General features: G+C 74.1%; 23 protein-coding genes. 12 read left to right on the top strand and 11 right to left on the bottom strand.

Translation table 11 applies throughout. The features are described 5' to 3' along the window. Window positions 1–110: 110 nt before the first annotated feature. Genes gndA through OG455_RS03215 form a run of 3 tightly spaced genes read left to right on the top strand, consistent with a single transcriptional unit; the run spans window position 111 to window position 3,516 of the window. Window positions 111–1,547 (top strand): NADP-dependent phosphogluconate dehydrogenase, encoded by a 1,437-nt coding sequence (gene gndA, locus OG455_RS03225; RefSeq protein ID WP_266300643.1) that lies wholly within the window; start codon window positions 111–113, stop codon window positions 1,545–1,547. Continuing rightward, the gene (locus OG455_RS03220; RefSeq protein ID WP_266289934.1) at window positions 1,544–2,692 is read left to right on the top strand and encodes a Dyp-type peroxidase; all 1,149 of its coding nucleotides are present in this window, start codon (window positions 1,544–1,546) and stop codon (window positions 2,690–2,692) included. Before gndA ends, OG455_RS03220 begins: the two co-directional genes overlap by 4 nt. Next, entirely contained in the window at window positions 2,689–3,516 is an 828-nt protein-coding gene (locus tag OG455_RS03215) for a family 1 encapsulin nanocompartment shell protein (protein ID WP_266289928.1), read from the top strand. The genes OG455_RS03220 and OG455_RS03215 overlap by 4 nt, the downstream gene beginning before the upstream one ends. Here OG455_RS03215 and OG455_RS03210 read toward each other — a convergent pair. The 5 genes from OG455_RS03210 to OG455_RS03190 all read right to left on the bottom strand — a co-directional run bounded on the left by OG455_RS03210 (window position 3,506) and on the right by OG455_RS03190 (window position 8,769). Then, entirely contained in the window at window positions 3,506–4,618 is a 1,113-nt protein-coding gene (locus OG455_RS03210; RefSeq protein WP_266289926.1) for a calcium:proton antiporter, read from the bottom strand. The genes OG455_RS03215 and OG455_RS03210 overlap by 11 nt on opposite strands. 37 nt (window positions 4,619–4,655) lie before the next feature. Beyond that, a complete protein-coding gene (locus OG455_RS03205; protein WP_266289924.1) occupies window positions 4,656–5,081 on the bottom strand; it encodes an NUDIX domain-containing protein in 426 nt (141 codons plus the stop codon). After that, complete coding sequence (locus OG455_RS03200) at window positions 5,081–5,776, bottom strand: HAD family hydrolase (protein ID WP_266289922.1); 696 nt, start codon at window positions 5,774–5,776, stop codon at window positions 5,081–5,083. The genes OG455_RS03205 and OG455_RS03200 overlap by 1 nt, the downstream gene beginning before the upstream one ends. Window positions 5,777–5,889: 113 nt before the next feature. Further along, on the bottom strand, window positions 5,890–7,167 hold the full coding sequence (locus OG455_RS03195; protein WP_266289920.1) for a glycoside hydrolase family 3 N-terminal domain-containing protein: 1,278 nt from the start codon (window positions 7,165–7,167) through the stop codon (window positions 5,890–5,892). Between the two features lie 60 nt (window positions 7,168–7,227). Continuing rightward, window positions 7,228–8,769 (bottom strand): PLP-dependent aminotransferase family protein, encoded by a 1,542-nt coding sequence (locus OG455_RS03190; RefSeq protein ID WP_266289918.1) that lies wholly within the window; start codon window positions 8,767–8,769, stop codon window positions 7,228–7,230. A gap of 47 nt (window positions 8,770–8,816) precedes the next feature. On the opposite strand from OG455_RS03190, the gene OG455_RS03185 reads away from it, so the two are divergent. Continuing rightward, entirely contained in the window at window positions 8,817–9,320 is a 504-nt protein-coding gene (locus OG455_RS03185; protein WP_266289916.1) for a carboxymuconolactone decarboxylase family protein, read from the top strand. Between the two features lie 136 nt (window positions 9,321–9,456). On the opposite strand, the gene OG455_RS03180 is transcribed toward OG455_RS03185, so the two are convergent. Further along, complete coding sequence (locus tag OG455_RS03180) at window positions 9,457–9,744, bottom strand: DUF6296 family protein (RefSeq protein ID WP_266289914.1); 288 nt, start codon at window positions 9,742–9,744, stop codon at window positions 9,457–9,459. A 310-nt stretch (window positions 9,745–10,054) separates the two neighbouring features. Between OG455_RS03180 and OG455_RS03175 the strand changes: the two genes are divergently transcribed. The 4 genes from OG455_RS03175 to OG455_RS03160 all read left to right on the top strand — a co-directional run bounded on the left by OG455_RS03175 (window position 10,055) and on the right by OG455_RS03160 (window position 11,689). Continuing rightward, on the top strand, window positions 10,055–10,225 hold the full coding sequence (locus tag OG455_RS03175; RefSeq protein ID WP_266289912.1) for a hypothetical protein: 171 nt from the start codon (window positions 10,055–10,057) through the stop codon (window positions 10,223–10,225). Window positions 10,226–10,357: 132 nt separating this feature from the next. Further along, the gene (locus OG455_RS03170) at window positions 10,358–10,531 is read left to right on the top strand and encodes a CsbD family protein (RefSeq protein ID WP_266289910.1); all 174 of its coding nucleotides are present in this window, start codon (window positions 10,358–10,360) and stop codon (window positions 10,529–10,531) included. A gap of 358 nt (window positions 10,532–10,889) precedes the next feature. Continuing rightward, window positions 10,890–11,042, top strand: coding sequence for a hypothetical protein (locus tag OG455_RS03165; protein ID WP_266289908.1), 153 nt, complete (start codon window positions 10,890–10,892; stop codon window positions 11,040–11,042). 227 nt (window positions 11,043–11,269) lie between these two features. Beyond that, window positions 11,270–11,689 (top strand): YidH family protein, encoded by a 420-nt coding sequence (locus OG455_RS03160; protein WP_266289906.1) that lies wholly within the window; start codon window positions 11,270–11,272, stop codon window positions 11,687–11,689. 42 nt (window positions 11,690–11,731) lie between these two features. Here the strand turns inward: OG455_RS03160 and OG455_RS03155 are convergent, their stop codons facing one another. Continuing rightward, window positions 11,732–12,529 (bottom strand): DedA family protein, encoded by a 798-nt coding sequence (locus OG455_RS03155; RefSeq protein WP_266289902.1) that lies wholly within the window; start codon window positions 12,527–12,529, stop codon window positions 11,732–11,734. A 304-nt stretch (window positions 12,530–12,833) separates the two neighbouring features. Between OG455_RS03155 and OG455_RS03150 the strand changes: the two genes are divergently transcribed. Both OG455_RS03150 and OG455_RS03145 read left to right on the top strand, forming a co-directional pair. After that, window positions 12,834–14,363: an MFS transporter gene (locus OG455_RS03150; RefSeq protein WP_266289899.1), complete on the top strand. Its 1,530-nt coding sequence runs from the start codon at window positions 12,834–12,836 to the stop codon at window positions 14,361–14,363. Continuing rightward, on the top strand, window positions 14,360–14,980 hold the full coding sequence (locus OG455_RS03145; RefSeq protein WP_266289897.1) for a TetR/AcrR family transcriptional regulator: 621 nt from the start codon (window positions 14,360–14,362) through the stop codon (window positions 14,978–14,980). Before OG455_RS03150 ends, OG455_RS03145 begins: the two co-directional genes overlap by 4 nt. Before the next feature lie 69 nt (window positions 14,981–15,049). Here OG455_RS03145 and OG455_RS03140 read toward each other — a convergent pair whose 3' ends face one another. Together OG455_RS03140 and OG455_RS03135 are read right to left on the bottom strand one after the other, a co-directional pair. Then, a complete protein-coding gene (locus OG455_RS03140) occupies window positions 15,050–15,334 on the bottom strand; it encodes a hypothetical protein (RefSeq protein WP_266289895.1) in 285 nt (94 codons plus the stop codon). 162 nt (window positions 15,335–15,496) lie between these two features. After that, window positions 15,497–16,240: a PIG-L deacetylase family protein gene (locus OG455_RS03135; protein ID WP_266289893.1), complete on the bottom strand. Its 744-nt coding sequence runs from the start codon at window positions 16,238–16,240 to the stop codon at window positions 15,497–15,499. A 93-nt stretch (window positions 16,241–16,333) separates the two neighbouring features. Here OG455_RS03135 and OG455_RS03130 point away from each other — a divergent pair, with 93 nt between their 5' ends. Both OG455_RS03130 and OG455_RS03125 read left to right on the top strand, forming a co-directional pair. Then, window positions 16,334–16,675 carry a helix-turn-helix transcriptional regulator gene (locus OG455_RS03130; protein WP_266289891.1) on the top strand — a complete coding sequence of 114 codons (342 nt, stop codon included), beginning with the start codon at window positions 16,334–16,336 and terminating at the stop codon, window positions 16,673–16,675. 132 nt (window positions 16,676–16,807) lie between these two features. Further along, window positions 16,808–18,046 carry an ROK family transcriptional regulator gene (locus OG455_RS03125; RefSeq protein ID WP_266289889.1) on the top strand — a complete coding sequence of 413 codons (1,239 nt, stop codon included), beginning with the start codon at window positions 16,808–16,810 and terminating at the stop codon, window positions 18,044–18,046. Between the two features lie 70 nt (window positions 18,047–18,116). Here OG455_RS03125 and OG455_RS03120 read toward each other — a convergent pair whose 3' ends face one another. Both OG455_RS03120 and OG455_RS03115 read right to left on the bottom strand, forming a co-directional pair. Then, a complete protein-coding gene (locus OG455_RS03120; RefSeq protein WP_266289887.1) occupies window positions 18,117–19,553 on the bottom strand; it encodes an APC family permease in 1,437 nt (478 codons plus the stop codon). A gap of 73 nt (window positions 19,554–19,626) precedes the next feature. Next, entirely contained in the window at window positions 19,627–20,142 is a 516-nt protein-coding gene (locus OG455_RS03115; RefSeq protein WP_266289885.1) for a DUF664 domain-containing protein, read from the bottom strand. Between the last annotated feature and the right edge of the window lie 178 nt (window positions 20,143–20,320).

Raw genomic sequence — 20,320 nt, 5'->3', positions numbered from 1 at the left:
AACGCTGCGTCCAACGCTTTGCCCAACGCCGTGCCGAACGCTGTGCCGATCACCCGCCCTCACCGACCGCGTCACCGTGCCGACGAGCGACTGGAGTCATCTGAATGAGCGTGCAGAAGTCAGCCGACATCGGCGTCACCGGACTGGCCGTCATGGGTCGCAACCTGGCCCGGAACTTCGCCCGGCACGGCCACCGGGTCGCCCTGCACAACCGCAGCGTCGGCCGCACCACCGCGCTGGTGGCCGAGTTCGGCCACGAGGGCGCCTTCGTGCCGACCGAGACGATGGAGCAGTTCGTCGCCGCCCTGGAACGGCCCCGGCAGATCATCATCATGGTCAAGGCGGGCGAGCCCACCGACGCGGTGATCGACGAACTGGTCCCGCTGCTCGAACCAGGCGACATCGTGGTCGACGGCGGCAACGCGCACTTCCTGGACACCCGCCGGCGCGAGGCCGCGCTGCGCGAGCACGGCCTGCACTTCGTCGGCGCCGGCATCTCCGGTGGCGAGGAGGGCGCGCTGGAGGGGCCGAGCATCATGCCCGGCGGCACCGCCGAGGCCTACAAGTCGCTCGGGCCGGTGCTGGAGTCGATCGCCGCCAAGGTGGACGGCGAGCCCTGCTGCACCCACGTCGGCCCCGACGGGGCCGGGCACTTCGTCAAGATGGTGCACAACGGCATCGAGTACGCCGACATGCAGCTGATCGCCGAGGCCTACGACCTGCTGCGGCACGGCGCGGGGCGCCAGCCCGCCGAGATCGCCAAGATCTTCCGGTCCTGGAACGAGGACCGCCTGGAGTCCTACCTGGTCGAGATCACCGCCGAGGTGCTCGGCCACACCGACGCCGCCACCGGGCAGCCGTTCGTCGACATCGTCCAGGACCGCGCCGAGCAGAAGGGCACCGGGCGCTGGACGGTGCAGACCGCGCTCGAACTCGGCGTGCCGGTCAGCGGCATCGCCGAGGCGGTCTTCGCCCGCTCGCTCTCCGGCAGCGCGGCGCTGCGCGAGGCGGCCCGCGGCCTGCCGGGCCCGAGCGAGACCTGGCTGGACAGCGCCGCCGCCGACCGGTTCGCCGGTGACGTGGAGAAGGCGCTCTACGCCTCGAAGATCGTCGCCTACGCGCAGGGCTTCAACCAGATCCAGGCCGGCAGCGCGGAGTACGGCTGGCGGATCGCGCCGGGCGCGATGGCCTCCATCTGGCGCGGCGGCTGCATCATCCGGGCCCGGTTCCTGAACCGGATCGAGGCCGCCTACCAGGCCGACGCGCAGCTGCCCACGCTGCTCACCGACGAGTACTTCCAGGAGGCGCTGGGCGACGCCCAGTCCGCCTGGCGCCGGGTGGTCTCGACGGCCGCCCAGCTCGGCGTGCCGGTGCCCGGCTTCGCCACCGCGCTCGCCTACTACGACTCGCTGCGGGCCGGCCGGCTGCCGGCCGCACTGATCCAGGGCCAGCGCGACTTCTTCGGCGCGCACACCTACCGCCGCACCGACCGGGACGGCGTCTTCCACACCCTCTGGGCCGGGGATCGCAGCGAGCAGGAGCGATGACCGCTGAGCACGAAGCCGCCGTCCGGGCCCCCAGCGGGCCCGGCCGGCGGCCGCAAGCCGTCCGGGACCCGCTGAGCGCCGCCGCGCTCTTCCTGGTGCTCACCGTGCGCCCCGGCGGCGAGGCGGCGGTGCGCGAACTGCTGCCCGAGGTGGCCGCGCTGCGCCGCTCGGTGGGCTTCCGGGTGCCCGAGGCGCAGCTGAGCTGCGTGCTGGGGATCGGCTCGCGGCTCTGGGACCGGCTCTTCGCCGGCCCGCGCCCGGCCGAACTGCACCCCTTCCGCGAGCTGCGCGGACCCCGGCACACCGCCCCGGCCACCCCCGGTGACCTGCTGCTGCACCTGCGCGCCGGGCGCCAGGACGCCTGCTTCGAGCTGGCCGGGCAGCTGCTGGCCCGGCTGGCCGGCGCGGCGGACGTGGTGGACGAGGTGGCCGGCTTCTCCTACTTCGACCAGCGCGACCTGCTCGGCTTCGTGGACGGCACCGAGAACCCGGAGGGCGCCGAGGGCGACGCCGCGGCGCTGATCGGTGCCGAGGACCCGGAGTTCGCCGGCGGCAGCTACGTGGTCACGCAGAAGTACCTGCACGACCTGGCGGCCTGGCAGGCGCTGCCGGTCGAGCGGCAGGAGCACGCGGTGGGCCGCACCAAGCTCGCCGACATCGAGCTGTCCGCCGCCGAGCAGCCCGCCGACTCGCACGTGGCGCTCACCAGCCTGGACCCGGCGCCGGACGGCACCGAGCGGCAGATCGTGCGGCTGAACATGCCCTTCGGCAGCTACGCGGACGGTGAGTTCGGCACCTACTTCATCGGCTACTGCCGCACGCCCGCGGTGACCGAGGAGATGCTGGAGAACATGTTCCTCGGGCGGCCGCCGGGCACCCACGACCGCCTGCTCGACTTCTCCACCGCCGTGACCGGGGTGTCGTTCTTCGTCCCGTCCGCCGATCTGCTGGACGACCCGCCGCCCCCGCCGGCGGGCGCGGGCGCGCGCGCCGATGGCTCGCTCGGCATCGGCAGCCTCAAGACCGCAAACCCGCAGACCACCGGCCCGCAGACTGCAAACCCGCAGACCACCGGCCCGCAGACCACCGGCCCGGAGAGCGGCAGTCTGATGATCGGCAGCCTGAAGAGGAGTAGCACGGCATGAACAACCTGCACCGCGAACTCGCCCCGATCGCCGCCGAGGCCTGGGCGCAGATCGAGGACGAGGCCAGGCGCACCTTCACCCTGCACCTGGCCGGCCGCCGGGTGGTCGACCTGGCCGGACCGGCCGGGCCAGGGCTGGCGGCGGTCGGCTCCGGCCACCGGCGCGAGATCAGCCCACTGGTGCCCGGCACCGAGGCGCACGCGCGCCAGGCGCTCCCGGTGGTGGAGCTGCGGGTGCCGTTCACGCTCAGCCGGCCCGCCGTGGACAGCGTGGAGCGCGGCGCCAAGGACCCCGACTGGCAGCCGGTCAAGGACGCCGCCCGCACCATCGCCCAGGCCGAGGACACCGCGATCTTCGAGGGCTGGCCGGCCGCCGCCATCACCGGGATGCGCACCGGTTCGGACAATCCGCCGATCGCGCTGCCCGCCGACGTGGTCGACTACCCGGACGCGGTCAGCCGCGCGCTCAGCACCCTGCGACTGGCCGGGGTGGACGGCCCGTACTCGCTGCTGCTGGGCGCCGACGTCTACACGGCCGTCAACGAGACCTCCAACCACGGCTACCCGGTGCGCCAGCACCTGGCCCGGGTGGTCACCGGCGAGATCATCTGGGCGCCGGCCCTGGAGGGCGCGGTGGTGCTCTCCACCCGTGGCGGTGACTTCGAGCTGCACCTGGGCCAGGACCTGTCGATCGGCTACCTCGACCACGACGCCGACTCGGTGCGGCTCTACCTGCAGGAGTCGCTGACCTTCGCCCTCCACTCGCCGGAGGCCGCCGTCACGCTCACCGCCGGCACCCTCACCGCCGACTCCGCTAGGGGCTGACCGCCAGGACCACGTAGGCGGCCAGGACGGACAGGTGCACCCCGCCCTGCAGCGGGGTGGCCCGGCCCGGGATCACGGTCAGCGTGCCCACCGCCACGGTGAGCGCGAGCAGCACCAGGTGGCTGGCGCCCAGCCCCAGCACCAGTGGCCCGCTCAGCCAGACCGAAGCCAGCGCCACGGCCGGGATGGTCAGCCCGATGCTGGCCATCGCCGAGCCGAGCGCCAGGTTGAGCCCGATCTGCACCTGGTCGCGCCGGGCGGAACGGACCGCGGCGATGGTCTCCGGCAGCAGCACCAGCATCGCGATCACCACGCCCATCACCGAGGCGGGCAGCCCGGCCGCGGTGACGCCGCGCTCGATGGTGGGCGAGACCGCCTTGGCCAGCCCGACCACGGCGATCAGCGCGATCATCAGCAGTACCAGGCTCAGGGCCGCCGCGCGGCTGGTGGGGCGCTCGTCGTGCGGGTCGGGGTCGGTGGGGGTGTCGTGCAGGTTGGGCGGCAGGAAGTACTCGCGGTGCCGCACCGTCTGGGTGGCCACGAAGAGCCCGTACAGCACCAGGGCGGCCACCGAGGCGAAGGTGAGCTGGGTCGGCGAGAAGAGCGGCCCCGGGGTGCTGGTGGTGAAGGAGGGCAGCGCCAGGCTGAGCGTGGCCAGGGTCGCCACGGTGGCCAGCGCCGCGCCGGTGCCTTCCGGGTTGAAGACCGCCACCCGGGTGCGCAGCGCGCCGAGCAGCAGGCAGAGGCCGACGATCCCGTTGCAGGTGATCATGATGGCCGCGAAGACGGTGTCCCGGGCGAGGGTGGAGTTCTTGTCCGGGGCGTCCACCATCAGGGTCAGGATCAGCGCGACCTCGATCACCGTCACCGCGACCGCCAGCAGCAGCGACCCGAGCGGCTCACCGACCCGGTGCGCGACCACCTCGGCGTGGTGCACGGCCGCCAGCACCGCGCCCACCAGCACCAGGCCGGTCAGCGCCGCCGCCGCGGCGGGCAGGTCCCGCCCCCAGACCAGCAGGAGCAACACCGCCGCCAGCGGGGGCAGCAGCAGGGTCCACCGGCTCAGGGCGGCGGTCACGGTGGTGGTCAGTGGTCCGGTCATCGCACCGAGCTTGGCAGACCGTCGACCTGCCGAACCGTCAGAAACGCCGCAGATCGACCAAGGCGAGGGTGGCGTCGAGTTGGGAGTGCCGGGGCTCGGGCAGCTGGTCCGGGGCGAACCAGCCGAGCGCGTCGAACTTCGCCGGCTCGCCGATCGCCACCTGGGCCGGGTCGACCCGCACCGCGCAGACCACGGCCACCCAGTGCGAGTCCACCGGCTCGCCGCGCAGCACGTTGCGCACCCCGAGCACGGTGGTCGCCAGCGCCGGGGCCGTGTACTCCTCGCGCACCTCGCGGGCCACCGCCGCCTCGAAGCTCTCGCCGAACTCCAGCGCGCCGGCCCCGCAGTCCCAGCGCCCCGGCTCGTCGCGGGCGCCGGCGGCGCGCCGGGCCAGCAGCAGCCGGCCGGTGCCGTCGTGGCAGACGAAGACGCAGGAGACCGCGATGCCCTCGGGGCGGGCCATCAGAAGTGCTCCCCGAGCTCGGCGAAGGCCGCCAGCTGGAGCACCCCGCCGTCGTGCGGGTCCAGTTCGGCGTCGTTCTCCAGCACCCAGGTGTGCTGGTGCGGGATGAAGACGGCGTTCAGCCCGGCCAGCCGGGCGGGCAGGATGTCGGACTTCGGCGAGTTGCCGACCATCCAGGTGCGCTCGGGGGTGAGCGTGTGCTGTTCGGCCAGCCGGCGGTACACCACGACGTCCTTCTCCGGCACGATGTGCACCGCCGCGAAGAGCCCGGCCAGGCCCGAGGCGTCCACCTTGGCCTGCTGCTCGGCCCGGTCGCCCTTGGTGAGCAGCAGCAGCTGGTGCCGCTCGGCGAGCGAGGCCAGGGTCTCGGCCACCCCGGGGAGCAGCTCCACCTCGGCGGTGGTGATCGTGGCGGCCAGTGCCGCGAAGCCGGCCAGCTCGGCCGCGGTGGCCGGCCGCCGGTGCAGCTGCTCGAAGCACTCGCCCAGGCTCCGCAGGAAGACCTGGGCGCCGTAGCCGTGGGTGGCGGCGTTGGCCGCCTCGATCACGTCGAGCGCCGCGCGCGCGGCGGCGCGGTCGGGTGCGGGCGGGACCACCTGGTCCAGGAAGGCCTCGATCGCCCGCTCGAAGCGGATGTTGTTCTCCCAGAGGGTGTCGTCGGCATCGAAGACGAGTACCTGCCTGTCGCGTCGCATGCGAACACCGTAGGTGGTGGGGGAGGTCGGGCACAGCTGGTTTTCGCCCGGTCCCTACTCACCGGTCCCTACTCACCGCTACGTCACTCACCGCTACGTCACTCACCGCTACGTCAATGCAGGCCGGCGCGCAGGGCGTTGACCCGGGCGACCGCGGCGGCGAAGCCGGTCCGGTCCAACCGGCCGGTGGTCAGCGCGTCGGCGAGCGCGGTGGTGGCGTCCTGTCCCTGGTCGGGGTCCTGGGCGGAGCAGAGCAGCAGGTCCATGCCCGCGTGCGCGGCGGCCACGGCACGCTGCCCGGTGCCGCCGTAGGCCTTGAGCGCACCGGCCTCCAGCGCGTCGGTGACGGTCACGCCGTGGAAGCCCAGCCGGTCGCGCAGCTCGCCGCCGACCACGGCGGGTGACAGGCCGGCCGGGTGGTCCGGGTCGAGCGCGGGGTAGACCGCCCAGGAGACCATCACCAGGTCGACCCCGGCGCCGATCGCGGCCGGGTACGGTGCCTCGTCGGCCTCGGCCAGCTGCTGCCGGGAGACGGTCAGCGTGACCGGACCCTGGTCGGTGTTGGCCCCGGCGGGCGCGGTGCCCAGACCCGGGAAGTGCTTGGCCGTCGCCGCCACCCCGGCCTGCTGCTGCGCGGTGATGAAGGCGCTGCCGAGCGAGGCCACGGCCGTCGGGTCGTCGCTGTAGGAGCGCTGGGTGGCGTCGATGAAGTCGCCGTCCCGCGCGTAGACGTCCAGCACGGGGGCGAGGTTGACGTTCAGTCCGGCGGCGCTCAGGTTCCGGGCGGCCGAGCTGCCGGCCTCGGCCGCGGCCGCCTGTGGGTTCGTGCTCCGGCCGATCGCCTGTGCGGAGAGGTCCGGCGCCCCGGCCAGCCGGCGGATCTGGCCGCCCTCCTGGTCGGTCATCAGCAGCAGCGGCAGCTGCACCGGGCTCTGCCGCTGGGCCTGGCGCAGCGCGGCGACCGCGCGCTGGAAGGCGACCGGGTCGGCGGTGTTGGCCCCGAAGAAGATCACCCCGGCGGCCCGTCCGGAGCGCACGGCGGTCAGCAGCGACTCGGGGACGGTGGCGCCCTGGTAGGAGTAGACGACGCGCTGACCGGCCAACTGGTCGGGGGTGAGGGTGGGCGCGCCCGGAGCGGCGGGGGAGGTCAGCGCGGCGGGCGGGGCCAGCGAGGGGGAGTCGGCGGCCGAGGGCGCGGCGGCGGGCGCGGAAGCGGTGCCCGGGCCGGCGGCGGGGACGGGTGACGCGGCGCCGGCCGCGCCGGGCACGGCACTCGGTGTGGCCGGCGCGGCCGGGGTGGCGGCCAGGCCGGCGCGCGGCGCCGCGGCGGGGCCGCAGCCGGCCAGCAGCAGGGCGAGGCAGCCGATCAGCCAGCGGGTGCGTGAGTCCATGGCCAGGTGCCCTTCGGATGGACCGACTCGTACCCCTGAGGATCGCTCACCAGAACGGGATCAGCGCGGATGTTCGGACGATTGCCGCCGTGTCGCGCCGTCCGGGGCTGCCGCCGGGCCTCGGAGCGGTGCCGGGACCGTCACCCGGAGAACCCCGCAGAGCGCTGCCAGCGCCGCTGGATAGGCGTGCTCCGACGGCGTCGCGTAGCCGATCACCAGCCCCGCCGGCCCGGTCCCGGTGGCCTCCGGATGGCGGAAGGTGCTCAGCCCGTCCAGCGCGATGCCCTGCGCGGCGGCTGCCCAGTAGGCGGCCGCCTCGGTCCCCGGTGGCAGGCGCAGCACCGCGTGCAGGCCGGCCGCGATGCCGGTCGGGGCGAGGTGCGGGGTGCGCTCGGCCAGCGCGGTCACCAACTGGTCACGGCGGCGGCGGTAGCGCAGGCGCATCCGGCGGATGTGGCGGTCGTAGGCACCGGACTCGATCAGCTCGGCCAGGGTCAGCTGGTCCAGCACGCTCGCCCAGGCCTCCCGCTCGCCCTTGGCCGCGAGCACCGGGCCGACCAGCCGCTCCGGCAGCACCAGCCAACCCAGCCGTACCGCGGGCGACAGGCTCTTGCTGACCGAGCCGAGGTAGACCACCCGGTCCGGGTCCAGCCCCTGCAGCGCGCCCACCGGCTGGCGGTCGTGCCGGAACTCGCCGTCGTAGTCGTCCTCCAGGATCAGCCCCTCACTGCCGCGCGCCCAGTCGATCGCCGCCGCGCGCCGCTCGGGGCCGAGCGCGGCACCGGTCGGGAACTGGTGGGCCGGTGTGAGCAGCACCGCGCGCGGGCGCGGCAGCCGGGCCAGCTCGGTGGTGCGCGCCCCGTGCTCGTCCACGGTCAGCGGGTCGGTGCGCACCCCCGCCCGCTCCAGCAGGGCGCGGTGGAACGGCAGCCCGTAGCCCTCCACCGCCAGCCGCCCGCGCAGCACCTGGCCGCCGAAGAGCAGCCGCAGCGCGTGCGCGACGCCCGAGCAGACCACGATCCGCTCCGGGTCGGTGCGCACGCCGCGGACGCGGGCCAGGTAGTCGGCCAGCGCCCGGCGCAGCTCGGCCCGGCCGCGCGGGTCACCCGGGCCGAAGGCCTCGGTCGGTGCGGCGGTCAGCGCCCGGCGGGCGGCGGCCAGCCAGGCGCCGCGCGGGAAGGAGGCGGGATCCGGCTGGCCCTGGCGCAGGTTGTGCCGGGGCTGCTCGGGCTGCTCGGGCTGCTCGGGGGGTGCGGCGGCCTGCCCGTGAGGTGTGGTGGGTGGCGCGGCGGGTGCGGTGGGCGGGCTGGTGCGGCGGGGGCGGGTCCGCTCCGCGACGTGGGTACCGGAGCCCTGCCGGGCCGTCAGCCAGCCCTCGGCGACCAGCTCCGCGTAGGCGTCGGCGACCGTGTTGCGGGCCAGACCCAGGTCGGCGGCGAGTGAGCGGTACGGCGGCAGCCGGGTGCCCGGGGCCAGCCGCCCGTCCCGTACCGCCTCGCGCAGCGCCCGGATCAGCACGGCCCGCCTGCTGCCCGGGCCGGTGAGGTCCAGGTGCAGGTCACGACCGATGCGCTGGGCCGAATTGACCCATGATTCTGTCATGAAAATGCACCCTATCCGGGGTCTATCCGGCTCGTAGAGTACTGATCATGACGAACGAGACCGTGACCGAAGCCCCCGCCCCCGCCGCTGACGCCCCCGCCACCCGCCTGCAGCTGCCCCGGGTCGCTCCGAAGGTCTTCAAGGCCGTGATCGCCCTGGAGACCGCCGCCGCCGAGGGCCTGGACCCGGTGCTGGCCGAGCTGGTGCGGATCCGCGCCTCCCAGCTGAACGGCTGCGCGTACTGCCTGCACATGCACACCAGCGACGCCCGCAAGGCGGGCGAGAGCGAGGAGCGCATGCACCTGGTGGCGCTCTGGCGGGAGGCGGCGCACTTCTTCACCGCCCAGGAGCAGGCGGCCCTGGCGCTGACCGAGGCGGTCACCCTGGTCGCCGAGGGCGGCGTGCCGGACGCGGTCTACGCCCGGGCCGCCGAGCACTTCGAGGAGCCGGAGCTGGCGCAGTTGCTCGGGCTGATCCTCGCGATCAACACCTGGAACCGGATCGCGATCACCTCGGCCAAGCGGGCCGGCACCGACGAGCGCCGCCCCTGAGCCGATGGCGGCAGCGGGGTGGTGGCGCCGGAGTGGAGGCGTCGAGGTGGCGGCACCGCCAGGCCGTGTGCCCCGGCGCACGGCGAGGGGTCCCGGGGCGCACCCCGGGACCCCTCGGCCTGCCGCAGATCGTGCCTCAGCTCACCGGGCCGCCCCAGGCCTCCCGGTAGGGCGGCGCCGCCGAGGAGCGCGCCCGCTGCAGCGGCACGGCGTGCAGGCACTGGTGCTGGTGCCCCTCATCGGCGTTGAGCAGGCTGGCCACCCCGCCGGCGTCGATGGAGACCTTGAAGTCCCCGGCGTCGTCGGTGTAGACGGCACTGCCGCCGACGGTCTTGGGCGTCCAGTGCACCACGACCACGGTCGCGGGGCGGTGCCCGCCGACCGGGCCGGGCATGGAGATTGCATAGCGCTGGACGGGTTCCACGATCGGACCTCCTAGAGACCGGCGAACCGGGCGGCCCGGACCGCCGTCCGGGCCGATCCTTGAGCGTCTGCCCAGCAATCCGCCGTTCAATCCCATTTTGGCATGGCCATTTCGCCATAGACCGCGCTAATGATGAGAATCTGATCGATCTCGCCGGGTCCGAGGCCGCCCGGGCGGATGTCAGTTGATCATCGACGCGCCGCTCACCGGGTGCGCCGTTCGGTCGGGTGTGGGAGCAAGGAGAGAGGGCAGCCGCCTGGTGTCTCCTCCGTTCCGGTGAGGTGACGCGGCCCGGCGAGAGGATGGCGCGATGAACACCCCCGACGATGACACGGCGCGGGACGACGACCAGGTGCGGGAGCGGTCCGCGGAGGAGCGGGAGATCGTGGCCCCCACCCCGGCGGATGTCCGGGCCAAGGACAAGGGCTCGAAGGGCGACGAGGAGCCCGAGCCGCCGGCGGCCGACGTCCAGGCTCCATGACGGGCGATGGGTCGGGCGAGGGGTCGGGCGAGGGGTTCGCGGCGGTCACGGATCCGGGGGAGTGTTCCCGCACTTCCTGGGCAGGCGACTCCCCGCCAGGACGAGGTGGACCGGTGACGTGAGGAGATCGCGATGGGCATGGGCGACAAGATCGAGAACGCTGCTGACAAGGTCAAGGGCGCGGTCAAGGAGGGCGCCGGCAAGGTGACCGGCAACGAGCGCCTCCAGGCCGAGGGCAAGGCGGACCAGGTCAAGGGCGACGTCAAGCAGGCCGCCGAGCACGTGAAGGACGCCTTCAAGCACTGAGTGCGGTCGGTCAGCGCGGGTGGCCCGACCGGAGAGCCGGTCGGGCCACCCGCTTCTGTCGGGAGGGACCTCGTGGACGCCCAACCCTCGCGCCGGCGGATCGCAGGGGGCGCACGCCGTGCGGCGGCTGACAGCCGGACCTGTCGCCCCGCGTGTCCCGAAGTCCGACGCATACCGGCGGAGAATCGTGGAACACGACCGCCATGACTCGCGCCCACCTGGCATCCCTCGCCGATGCTTTCAGCTTCGGCACCCTTGCCGCATTCGTCCTCGTCCAAGCCGCGCTCATCCTGCGGGCGGTCACGTCATGAGCGCCCCGGACCGCACCGCGCCGGGGAGCGCGGGGACAATGACCCGCATGATCCACTGCGCTGCCACCGGAGCCATCGTCCTCGACGGCCGGATCGCCCGCGTCGTCTGCGACCGCACGCCGCACGACCTCTCCGAGGAGCACAACGACGCCGTGCTCGGCGACTGGTCCGGGGCCCCCGGCCAGCAGCCGGAGACCTGAGAGCTGAGACCTGCCGCGGAAGCCGTCCGGCGGTCCGGCCGTCCAGCCGCTCCCTCGGGCTCACGGCTGCCCAGGTCGGCCGGACGGGTGAGCGAGGAGCGCTCCGGTCGGCCGGACGTGTCGGCGGCGAGCGGGCCTGCCATGGCCACCTAACCTGATCATCCACCGGACCAGGGCGGTCGGCCGGGACGAGCACGCCCGGGCCGCGAGCGCAGGAAGCAGGTCCCATGGCGACCGAGGACCGGCCGACGGCCGACGGAGCGCGAGACGGGGCGCGAGACGCGGCGGGCGACGGCCCGCTGGCCTGGTGGGAGCAGGGGGAGGAGCCCGACTACCGCGCCACCCTCGCCAACGAGCGCACCTTCCTCGCCTGGACCCGCACCGCCCTGGCGATGCTGGCCGGCTCGCTGGCCATCCTGCAACTGCCCCGGGTGGCCCCCTTCGTCCTGCGGTTGGCCCTGTCCGCCTATCTGATCGCCGCCGCCGTCGCGACCACGCTGGTCGGCTACCACCAGTGGCGGACCCGCCAGGCCCGGATGCGCCATCGCCGACCGCTGGGGCACGGCCCGGTGCAGGCGCTGCTCGCGCTGGCCTTCGTGGTGCTGGCGGCGCTGATCTGCGCCGTCGTCGTGGTGGGCGCCCACTGAGCGGGCCGGGACGGCGCCGGGCCGGGCGCGGCGCGTGGCCGCTCAGTCGACCCGGGCCGTCTGGGCCGTCCGGGCCGTCCGGGCCGTCAAATCCGAGGGTCCGGCCGGCCGGGCGGCCGGGACCGGGGACGACGCCGCCTCCAGCGGTGCGGTCCCCGTCGCGGGCGGGGACGGCACAGTGGTCGCGGGCGCGGTTGTGATGCCGGTCATGGTGGCGGTCGTGGTCGACCGCGGCTCGGGGCGGCTCCGGCGGCGCAGTCGCAGCACCAGCAGGGCGAGCAGTGCCATGGCGGCCAGTGTGCCCGCGCCCGCCAGGCCCGCCGAGTGCAGCAGGCGCTCCGCGGGGGCGCCCAGGAAGTAGCCGAGCGTCACATTGCCCAACCCCCAGGCCGCGGCGGCGGCGGCGCTGACGCCGAGGAAGCGCCGGTAGGGCATCCGCGCGGCCCCGGCGGCGAACGGGACGAACGAGCGGACGAAACCCAGGAAGCGCCCGGTGAAGACGGCACGGCCGCCGTGCGCGCGCAGGAAGCCGCCGGCCCGGTCGATCCGGCCGCCCGGGCGCACCGGCCGGGAGCGGCGGCGGTCCGCGACCCGCCGCCCGAGGAGCCGGCCCAGCGCGTAGCCGATGCTGTCGCCGGTCACGCCGCCGGCGACCACCGCTGCGGCCAGCGGCAGCGGGGCGAGCGTGCCGTGGGCGGCCAGCACCGCGGCGGCCAGGATCATCGTCTCGCTCGGCAGGACGACGCCGACGAAGGCACTGGTCTCGGCGGCGGTGAGGACGAAGACCAGCGCGTACGACCACAGGCCGGCTGCCTGGATCAGCGTGGTCAGCGAGCCCATCGTCGTCCCTGTTCCTCTCGCGTCCCTGATCGATCGTCCAGCCGCATCGCCAGGCCCGCGGCGGCGGGGACCCCCGCACCCATCAGCGGCAACGCGTGGGGTGGGCCCGCTGTTCCGCCCGCATCCCGTCCGTTCCTGTCCGGCCGCCGCTGGCCGCCGCTGGGCCCGTGGCGGGCCCGGTGCGGCCGGGAGGTTTCCGTCCGCGCGTCATTATGTCATCATCAGATGACATCGCACGATGACTTACCCGTGGACGCCATGGCCGCCATGGACCCCGCGGTCCGATCAGAGGGAGGGCGCGTCCGTGGCGACGTACCTGCAGGCTCCGGCCGCACAACCGACGCTCCGTCACCGGGCCCTGGTGCCCGTGCTGGTCTTCCTCGGCATGGTGGTCGCCGTGATCAGCAGTCTCGGGGCGCCGCTGGTGCCGACCATCGCCCAGGTCGACCACGTCTCGCTGGCCGACGCCCAGTGGTCGCTGACCATCACGATGCTGGTCGGCGCCGTCGCCACCCCGGTCCTGGGGCGGCTCGGCGACGGACCGCGGCGGCGCACGGTGACCCTGGTGGCGGCTGCCGTGGTGGTGCTCGGCAGCGTGCTGGCCGCGCTGCCGCTCGGCTTCGGCTGGCTGGTGGTCGGGCGCGGTCTGCAGGGCATCGGTCTCGGGCTGACGCCGCTGGCCATCGCCACCGCCCGGGACAGCCTGCCCGCCGAGCGGTCGCGCTCGGCGGTCGCGCTGCTCTCGATCACCACGGTGGCCGGGGTCGGCCTCGGCTACCCGATCACCGGACTGATCGCCCAGTCCTTCGGCATCCATGCCGGCTTCTGGTTCGGTGCCGTGATCAGCGGCCTGGCGCTGCTGCTCGCCGCCCTGGTGCTGCCCTCCACCACGCACCGCGCCGCGCGTCCGCTGGACGGGCTCGGCGCGGTGCTGCTCGGTCTGGCGCTGACCGGTCTGCTGCTGGTGCTGAGCGAGGGGGAGACCTGGGGCTGGGCCAGCGGTCGGCTCTGGGCGGTGGCCGCCGCCGCGGTGCTGCTGCTCGGCTGCTGGGTCCGGCACGAGCTGCGCACCGAGCACCCGCTGGTCGAGCTGCGCGCGCTGAAGCACCGGGTGGTGCTGACCGCCGACGTGGCCGGGCTGGTGGCCGGCGTCGGGATGTACCTGCTGATGTCGCTGGTGATCCGCTACGTCCAGACCCCCACCGCCACCGGCTACGGCCTGGGCGAGTCGGTGGTGGTGGCCGGTCTGGTGCTGCTGCCCTTCTCGGTGGTGAGCGTGCTCTCCAGCAAGGTGGTCCCGCTGCTGATCCGGCGCACCTCCACCGCGCTGGTGCTGCCGCTGGGCTGCGCGGTCTCGCTGGTCTCGGTGCTGGTCTTCCTCGGCGCCCGCGACCAGCTCTGGGAGCTGCTGGTGGTGATGGCGATCGCGGGTCTCGGGGTCGGCTGCACCTTCGCGGTGATGCCCGGACTGATCGTCAGCTCGGTGCCGGCGCACGAGGTGGGCAGTGCGGTCAGCTTCAACCAGGTGCTGCGCTACGTCGGCTACTCGACCGGCAGCGCGCTCTGCGGCGCGGTGCTGCAGGCGCACACCGCTCCCGGTCAGCTGCTGCCCACGAACGCCGGCTACACCTTCGCCGCGCTGATCAGTTGTGCGGTCTGGGTGGCGATCGGGGTGGTTACCATCGTCCTGCCCCGGCGCGGCGCCGGGGCGGTGGGCCACGCGACGGTGGACCACGTGGCGGTGGACGAGGAGCTGATGGTGGACGAGAGCATCGCGGACATCGCGCCCGGTGAGGACGAGGTCCCCTTCACCTCGGCCCGGGCCGAGCGGTGACCGATCCCGCTGACGGCACCCCGGCCGGTGCGCCGCCCGCCGCTCCGCCGCCGGTCCGCCGCCGGGACGCCGCGCGCAGCCGTGAACTCCTGGTGCGGGCGGCGGTCGAGCTCTTCGCGGACCGTGGTTTCGAGCGCACCACCACCCGGGAGATCGGCGAGCGCGCAGGCGTCGACCCGGCACTGATCGCCCGGTACTTCGGCGGCAAGACCCAGCTCTACCTGGCCGCCGTGCGGGTCGAGCAGGGGGACGCGACCCCGGCCGACCTGCTGGACCCGGAGCGCTTGCGGGATCTGGTGGAGCGCATCGACCGGCGCGGCCCCGGGCCCTCGTTCCAGGCCGCGGTGCTGCCGAACGAGAACAGCGAGGTCCAGCGGACCGCTCGCGGCTACCTGACCGAGCGGCTGGTGCGGCCGCTGGGCGACCGGCTCACCGAGCAGGGGGCGGACCGGGCTCAGCTGCGCGCCGAGCTGGCGGTGGCGGCGTTCGCCGGGGTGGTCCTGGCCCGCACCAGTGGCGCCTTCGAGGAGCTGGCGCAGGCCGCACCGGAGGAGCTGCTGCCGCTGCTGCGCGAAGTGCTGGGCGCGGTCCGGCCCGCCGACTCGCCCGGCGACTGAGCGGACGTGAGCCGGGTCGCGGCAGCTGCCGCGACCCGGCTCACGTCACTCCGGTGGACGGGTGGTGCCTCAGTCGAGGGCCGCGCCGCCGCCGGCCTTGACCGCGTTGACGGCGGCCTGGTGCAGATCACGGGCGACCAGCTCCTCGGTCACCGCCTTGGGGCTGCCCTGCAGGGTGAACCAGTCCAGCGCGTCGGTGTACTGGACGGTGAGGATCGCCTCGGTGCCCGTCCATGTGGTGTGCACACTCAGGTCGCCGGTGAGCTTGGCGCCCTCCGCGGTGAGCACGCCACCGGGGCCCGAGCGCACGTTCTTGGTGGTCCAGGCCGCCCAGCAAGCCGCTTCCTCAGCCATTGCGTTCGCTCCACTCCGGGGGATCGCGCGGGGGATCGCGCTGCGCCAAGGGCGGCAACCGGTGCCGACCCGCGATTCTGACAACCAGTCAATCCTAGCCGCAGCGGTGGGGCCGTGCTTGCCGGGCCCCGCGCGCGGGCGCGGGTCGAGCACGTCGAGCACTCAGAAGCGGAGGTTGATCACCTCGAAGGCCGCCGCCAGCCTGGTGCCGAGCCGACTGCCGGTGGCCCGCCCCATCGACTCCAGGAAGCCGCGGGCGTCCGCCATCTGTCCGCCCAGGCCCGCGAGATAGGCCGCGTGGGCCTCCAGCGAGGCCACCCCCGCCTCGAAGGTGTCGGTGGTGTCCACGCCGTGCCCGGAGAGCGGGGAGCCGGCCGCCCAGACCTGACGCACGCCGTCCCACGGCTCGTGGCCCTCGGCGGTCAGCTCGCGGAAGACCCAGCGGTTCCCGGCGTCGCGGACCGCGTCCAGGGTGGCCCGCCCGGCGGCGATGTGGTCGGCCTGGTTGGGGAAGACGCCGCCGTAGGTCTCGCGGAAGTTGGTGGTGATCACGATCTCCGGGCGGTACCGGCGCACCAGGCGGGCCAGGTCCCGGCGCAGCGGCAGGCCGTACTCGACCACGCCGTCCGGATGGCGCAGGAACTCCACGGTGTCCACGCCGACCAGTGCGGCGGAGGCGATCTGCTCCGCTTCGCGCAGCGGGCCGCACTGCGCCGGGTCGATCGCGTCGATGCCGGCCTCGCCGCTGGTGACCATGGCGTAGACGACGGTCTTGCCCTGCCCCGTCCAGCGGGCCACGGCGGCCGCCGCGCCGTACTCCATGTCGTCCGGGTGGGCCACCACCGCCAGGGCGCGCTGCCACTCCTCGTCGAGCGGGGCCAGTGGGGCGAGGGTCTCTTCGGTCATCGCTCTGCTCCTTGACCGGTCACGGGTGAAGTGAGGCGTGCGTGGTCAGCATATGCCTTGACGGGTATATAACCCTAGAGGCATGCTGGGCTGGTGACGTCGGTCTTCGAGGTGCTCGCCGAGCCGCGCCGCCGCCGGATACTCGAACTGGTCCGAGGTGGCGAGCGGTCGGTCGGCGAGCTGGCGCGGGCCCTGGCGGCCAGTCAGCCTGCGGTCTCCAAGCACTTGCGGGTGCTGCGCGAAGCCGGCCTGGTGGAGGTGCGGGTGGCCGAGCAGCGCCGGCTCTACCGGCTGCGCGCCGAGCCGCTGCGGGAGCTGGAGCAGTGGCTGGCGCCCTACCGGGCGCTCTGGGAGGAGAACCCGGACCTGCCGGCACGCCACCCGGCCGCACCGGACGCACCGTGCGCGGCAGACGTGCCGGCGGCACCGGGCTGACGCTCCGTCGCCCGCCCCGGGTCTCCCCGCTGCTCAGGCGGGGTGCCTAGAGTGGAGAGGCGTGGAACAGGCGCGGCAGGTATGGCAGGCGGACGTAGGTACGGCAGGCATGACAACGGCCCGGAGGCATCGATGAGCACCCGCCCGGCGACAGGTGCCGGTTCGCAGGGTGGGCCGCAGACGGCGCAGCCCTGGAACCGGCAGCGGCTGCGCAGCAACAACGAGTGGCTGCTGCTGGAACGGCTGCGCACCGACGGCCCGCTGTCGCGGGCTCAGCTGGCCCGGGACACGGGGCTCTCCAAGCCCACCGTGTCGGCCGCGCTGGCGATGCTGGAGCGGGCCGGGCTGGTCCGCGAGGCCGGACTGCTGGCCCCCGAGCGCGGCCGGATCGCGGTGCTCTACGAGCCGGATCCGCTGGCCGGGCACGTGCTCGGGGTGGACATCGGGCGGGCCCGGCTGCGGGTGGCGGTGGCCGATCTGAGCGGACGGATCGTGGCCCGTCGCGACGTGCCCAACCGCGGCCGCAGCGCCAACGCCGTCGCCGACGCGGTGGTGGCCGCCGCGAACGAGGCCACCGCCGAGGCCGGTCTGCGCCCCGAGGACGTGGTGCACGCGGCGATCGGCTCACCAGGGGTCTGGGACGAGTCGCAGCGCCGGGTCCATTACGCGGCCAACCTGCCGGGCTGGGGGCGGCGCGGGCTCTTCGAGCGGCTCGCGGCCGGCCTGGGCACCGGGATCAGCCTGCACAACGACGCCAACCTGGCCGCCCTGGGCGAGTACGCCGCCGGGGTGGGCGCGGGCAGCCGGGTCTTCGTCTACCTGCTGATCGGCACCGGCGTGGGCATGGGCGTGGTGGTCGGCGGTGAACTGCAGCCGGGCGCCAGCGGTGCGGCCGGCGAGATCGGGCTGCTGCCGATGGCGGGCGGTGCGGCCGCGCCCGAGGGCAGTGGCGTGCCGGGGGCCCCGGCCACGCTGGAGGGCACGGCCGCGGCCGAGTCGGTGGTGCGGTCGGCCAGGGAGCTGGGCATGAGCGGCAGTCTGACGGCCAAGCGGGTCTTCGAGGCGGCCCGCGCGGGGGACGGCGCCGCGTGCGCCGCCGTGCGCCGTGAGGCCGAGCAACTCGCCTTCGCCGTCGCGGTGGTGGCCGCGGTGCTCGACCCTGATCTGGTGGTGCTCGGCGGTGGCCTGGGCAACGGGGCCGACCTGCTGCTCGCCCCGCTGGAGGAGGAGCTGCACCGCCTCACCCCGCTGCGGCCGCGCTTGGCGGCGAGCCTGCTGGGGGACGAGGCGGTGCTGCGCGGCGCGCTGGCCACCGCGCTGCTGGACGCGCGCGCGGAGGTCTTCGAGCGCCGGACGGCGGCGGTCGGATAGTGCCGTCGCTCACCATCTGCCGTACGGTCCAGGTGTCCTGACGATCAGTCGGCTGTCTGTCGGGCGTTCATCAGGCATCCACCGGCTCGCCGGGGGCGGTCTCCGGGTGGCGGAACTGCTCGCGGATCTCCCGCGGCCCGAACGGCCAGGTCCGCTCGAAGCGGGACCAGATCAGGTACGCCGCCCCGCCCGCCGCGACCCAGGCCAGCGACCACTCGATCGGGTGGTAGCCGGGCGCGTTGCGGTCGGCGTACCCGTAGATCACCACCCAGCCGACGGCCGCGACCACGCTCGGCAGCGGGTAGCGCCACATCAGGTAGGGGCGGCGCAGGTCGGGCTGGCGGCGGCGCAGCACGGTGACGGCGAGCACCTGGGCGAAGGCCTGGACGATCACCATCACGGTGGTGAGCAGGTTGATCAGGGTGTTCAGGTTGGTGTGCCGGCCGATCAGGAAGCCGACCGCGGTGACCGCGCCCATGGTGAGCAGGCCGAGGGTGGGGAACTCGTGGGTGCGGTGCAGTCGGGAGTAGGAGCGGAAGAAGACGCCGTCGCGGGCCGCGTCGAACGGCACCCGGGAGCCGCCGAGCAGGCCGGTCAACACCGAGGCGAAGGCGGTGACCAGGATCAGCACGGTGACCACGTCGGCGGCCGTCCTGCCCCAGGTGGCCTGCAGCACGGCGGAGGCGACCGAGGTGGAGGCGATCGAGTTCGGGTCGAGCATCTGGTGCCAGTCGAGCGCGCCGAGCACCCCGATCTGCAGCAGCAGGTAGATCACCATGATGCCGAGGATCGAGTAGATGATCGAGCGCGGCATCGCCCGGCCCGGGTCCTTGATCTCGGAGCCCAGGTAGGCGCTGGTGTTGTAGCCGAGGTAGTCGTAGATGCCGATGGTCAGCCCGGCCGCGAAGCCGAGCCAGAAGTGACCGTGCGTCACGTCGATCGCGTGCGCGGGCCAGGTGAAGGCGCGTGACGGTGAGAAGTGGGTGTAGGAGGCGAGCATGACCGCGCCGACGGCGGCCAGCATCACGCCCCACATCACCGTGGTGAGTTTGGCGATGCTCTCCACCCGGCGCCAGAGCAGCAGGACGACCAGCACGATCACGGCCAGGCCCACCAGATCGCCCTGGGCCTTGGTCATCTGCGGCCACAGGTAGGCCAGGTACTGGACGAAGCCGACCACGCCGGTGGACATGATCAGCGGTATGAAGAGCATCGCGGTCCAGACGAAGAGGAACGGCATCAGCCGGCCCGTCCGGTACTGGAACGCCTCGCGCAGGTAGACGTAGGAGCCGCCGGAGCCCGGCAGCGAGGCGCCGAGCTCGGCCCAGACCAGTCCGTCGACCAGGGCCAGCAGGGCGCCGGCCAGCCAGCCGATGACGGCCTGCGGGCCGCCGAACGCGGCCACCATCAGCGGGATCGTGACGAACGGGCCGATCCCGCACATCTGGCTCATGTTGATGGTGATGGCCTGGAACAGGCCGATCCGTCTGCTGAGTGTCGCGGACACGGGGTACTCCAGAGGGGAAGGCGGCGCGCGCGGGAGTTGGGTGTCCATAAGTTAAGTTTCCTAACTAGAGCAGTCAAGAGCTGCGACGGAGCAGCACGCCGCGAATGAAGGCCGCCTGGCCGGCGTGCTGCAGGCACTCGGTGACCACACTCACCAGGCGGACCCCGAGTGTCACCGGCGGACTCCAGCGCTCGTCCACCACCCGGTCGAGGTCGGCGTCGGTCAATGTGCGTACGAACTCCAGGGTCTGCCGGTGCACCGCGTCGTAGTAGTCGGTGAGCAGGCGGCGGGAGGTGAGCTGGACCCGTGCGACCTGCTCCGGGTCGTGGCCGTAGCCGGTCTCGTCCGCCGGGAAGGGCAGGTCGAACTTCTCCCGCCAGCCCGCCGCCGTCCAGAGCTGCTCGGTCGCCATCACGTCGGCGAGGTGGTCGTCCTGGACCCGGGTCAGGTGCCAGACCAGCCAGGCCACCGAGTTCGCCTCCTCGTCCAGCCGGGCGGTCAGCTGCTTCGGTCCCAGGCCCTTGACCGCCTCGTGGACGGCCTCCTTGGCGCGGCCGAAGGCGTCGGTCAGCAGGTCGGCGCTCGTCATCTGTGCTCCTGATCGGGGGCGGTGCGGTTGGGGGAGGGGGTGGTGGTGCGGTGGTGCGGTGATGCCGTGGTGCGGGCCGGGGCGGTCGGTGGTGTGCCGCCGGTGCAGGCATCCCCCGTCCGGCGCGTGGTGGATCGGGGCCGACCGGGTGAGCCTCGGGGCGGGTGGCGCGGCGGCG

Source organism: Kitasatospora sp. NBC_01287 (assembly GCF_026340565.1).
Lineage (GTDB): Bacteria > Actinomycetota > Actinomycetes > Streptomycetales > Streptomycetaceae > Kitasatospora.
This window is presented reverse-complemented; position numbering and strand designations above follow the sequence as displayed.

What these genes read in the sequence shown, in the direction of transcription:
- OG455_RS03220 (WP_266289934.1), top strand. Translation starts at nt 1,544, where the DNA reads ATGACCGCTGAGCACGAAGCCGCCGTCCGGGCCCCCAGCGGGCCCGGC.
- OG455_RS03215 (WP_266289928.1), top strand. Translation starts at nt 2,689, where the DNA reads ATGAACAACCTGCACCGCGAACTCGCCCCGATCGCCGCCGAGGCCTGG.
- OG455_RS03210 (WP_266289926.1), bottom strand. Translation starts at nt 4,618, where the DNA reads ATGACCGGACCACTGACCACCACCGTGACCGCCGCCCTGAGCCGGTGG.
- OG455_RS03205 (WP_266289924.1), bottom strand. Translation starts at nt 5,081, where the DNA reads ATGGCCCGCCCCGAGGGCATCGCGGTCTCCTGCGTCTTCGTCTGCCAC.
- OG455_RS03200 (WP_266289922.1), bottom strand. Translation starts at nt 5,776, where the DNA reads ATGCGACGCGACAGGCAGGTACTCGTCTTCGATGCCGACGACACCCTC.
- OG455_RS03195 (WP_266289920.1), bottom strand. Translation starts at nt 7,167, where the DNA reads ATGGACTCACGCACCCGCTGGCTGATCGGCTGCCTCGCCCTGCTGCTG.
- OG455_RS03190 (WP_266289918.1), bottom strand. Translation starts at nt 8,769, where the DNA reads ATGACAGAATCATGGGTCAATTCGGCCCAGCGCATCGGTCGTGACCTG.
- OG455_RS03185 (WP_266289916.1), top strand. Translation starts at nt 8,817, where the DNA reads ATGACGAACGAGACCGTGACCGAAGCCCCCGCCCCCGCCGCTGACGCC.
- OG455_RS03175 (WP_266289912.1), top strand. Translation starts at nt 10,055, where the DNA reads ATGAACACCCCCGACGATGACACGGCGCGGGACGACGACCAGGTGCGG.
- OG455_RS03170 (WP_266289910.1), top strand. Translation starts at nt 10,358, where the DNA reads ATGGGCATGGGCGACAAGATCGAGAACGCTGCTGACAAGGTCAAGGGC.
- OG455_RS03165 (WP_266289908.1), top strand. Translation starts at nt 10,890, where the DNA reads ATGATCCACTGCGCTGCCACCGGAGCCATCGTCCTCGACGGCCGGATC.
- OG455_RS03160 (WP_266289906.1), top strand. Translation starts at nt 11,270, where the DNA reads ATGGCGACCGAGGACCGGCCGACGGCCGACGGAGCGCGAGACGGGGCG.
- OG455_RS03155 (WP_266289902.1), bottom strand. Translation starts at nt 12,529, where the DNA reads ATGGGCTCGCTGACCACGCTGATCCAGGCAGCCGGCCTGTGGTCGTAC.
- OG455_RS03140 (WP_266289895.1), bottom strand. Translation starts at nt 15,334, where the DNA reads ATGGCTGAGGAAGCGGCTTGCTGGGCGGCCTGGACCACCAAGAACGTG.
- OG455_RS03135 (WP_266289893.1), bottom strand. Translation starts at nt 16,240, where the DNA reads ATGACCGAAGAGACCCTCGCCCCACTGGCCCCGCTCGACGAGGAGTGG.
- OG455_RS03125 (WP_266289889.1), top strand. Translation starts at nt 16,808, where the DNA reads ATGAGCACCCGCCCGGCGACAGGTGCCGGTTCGCAGGGTGGGCCGCAG.
- OG455_RS03115 (WP_266289885.1), bottom strand. Translation starts at nt 20,142, where the DNA reads ATGACGAGCGCCGACCTGCTGACCGACGCCTTCGGCCGCGCCAAGGAG.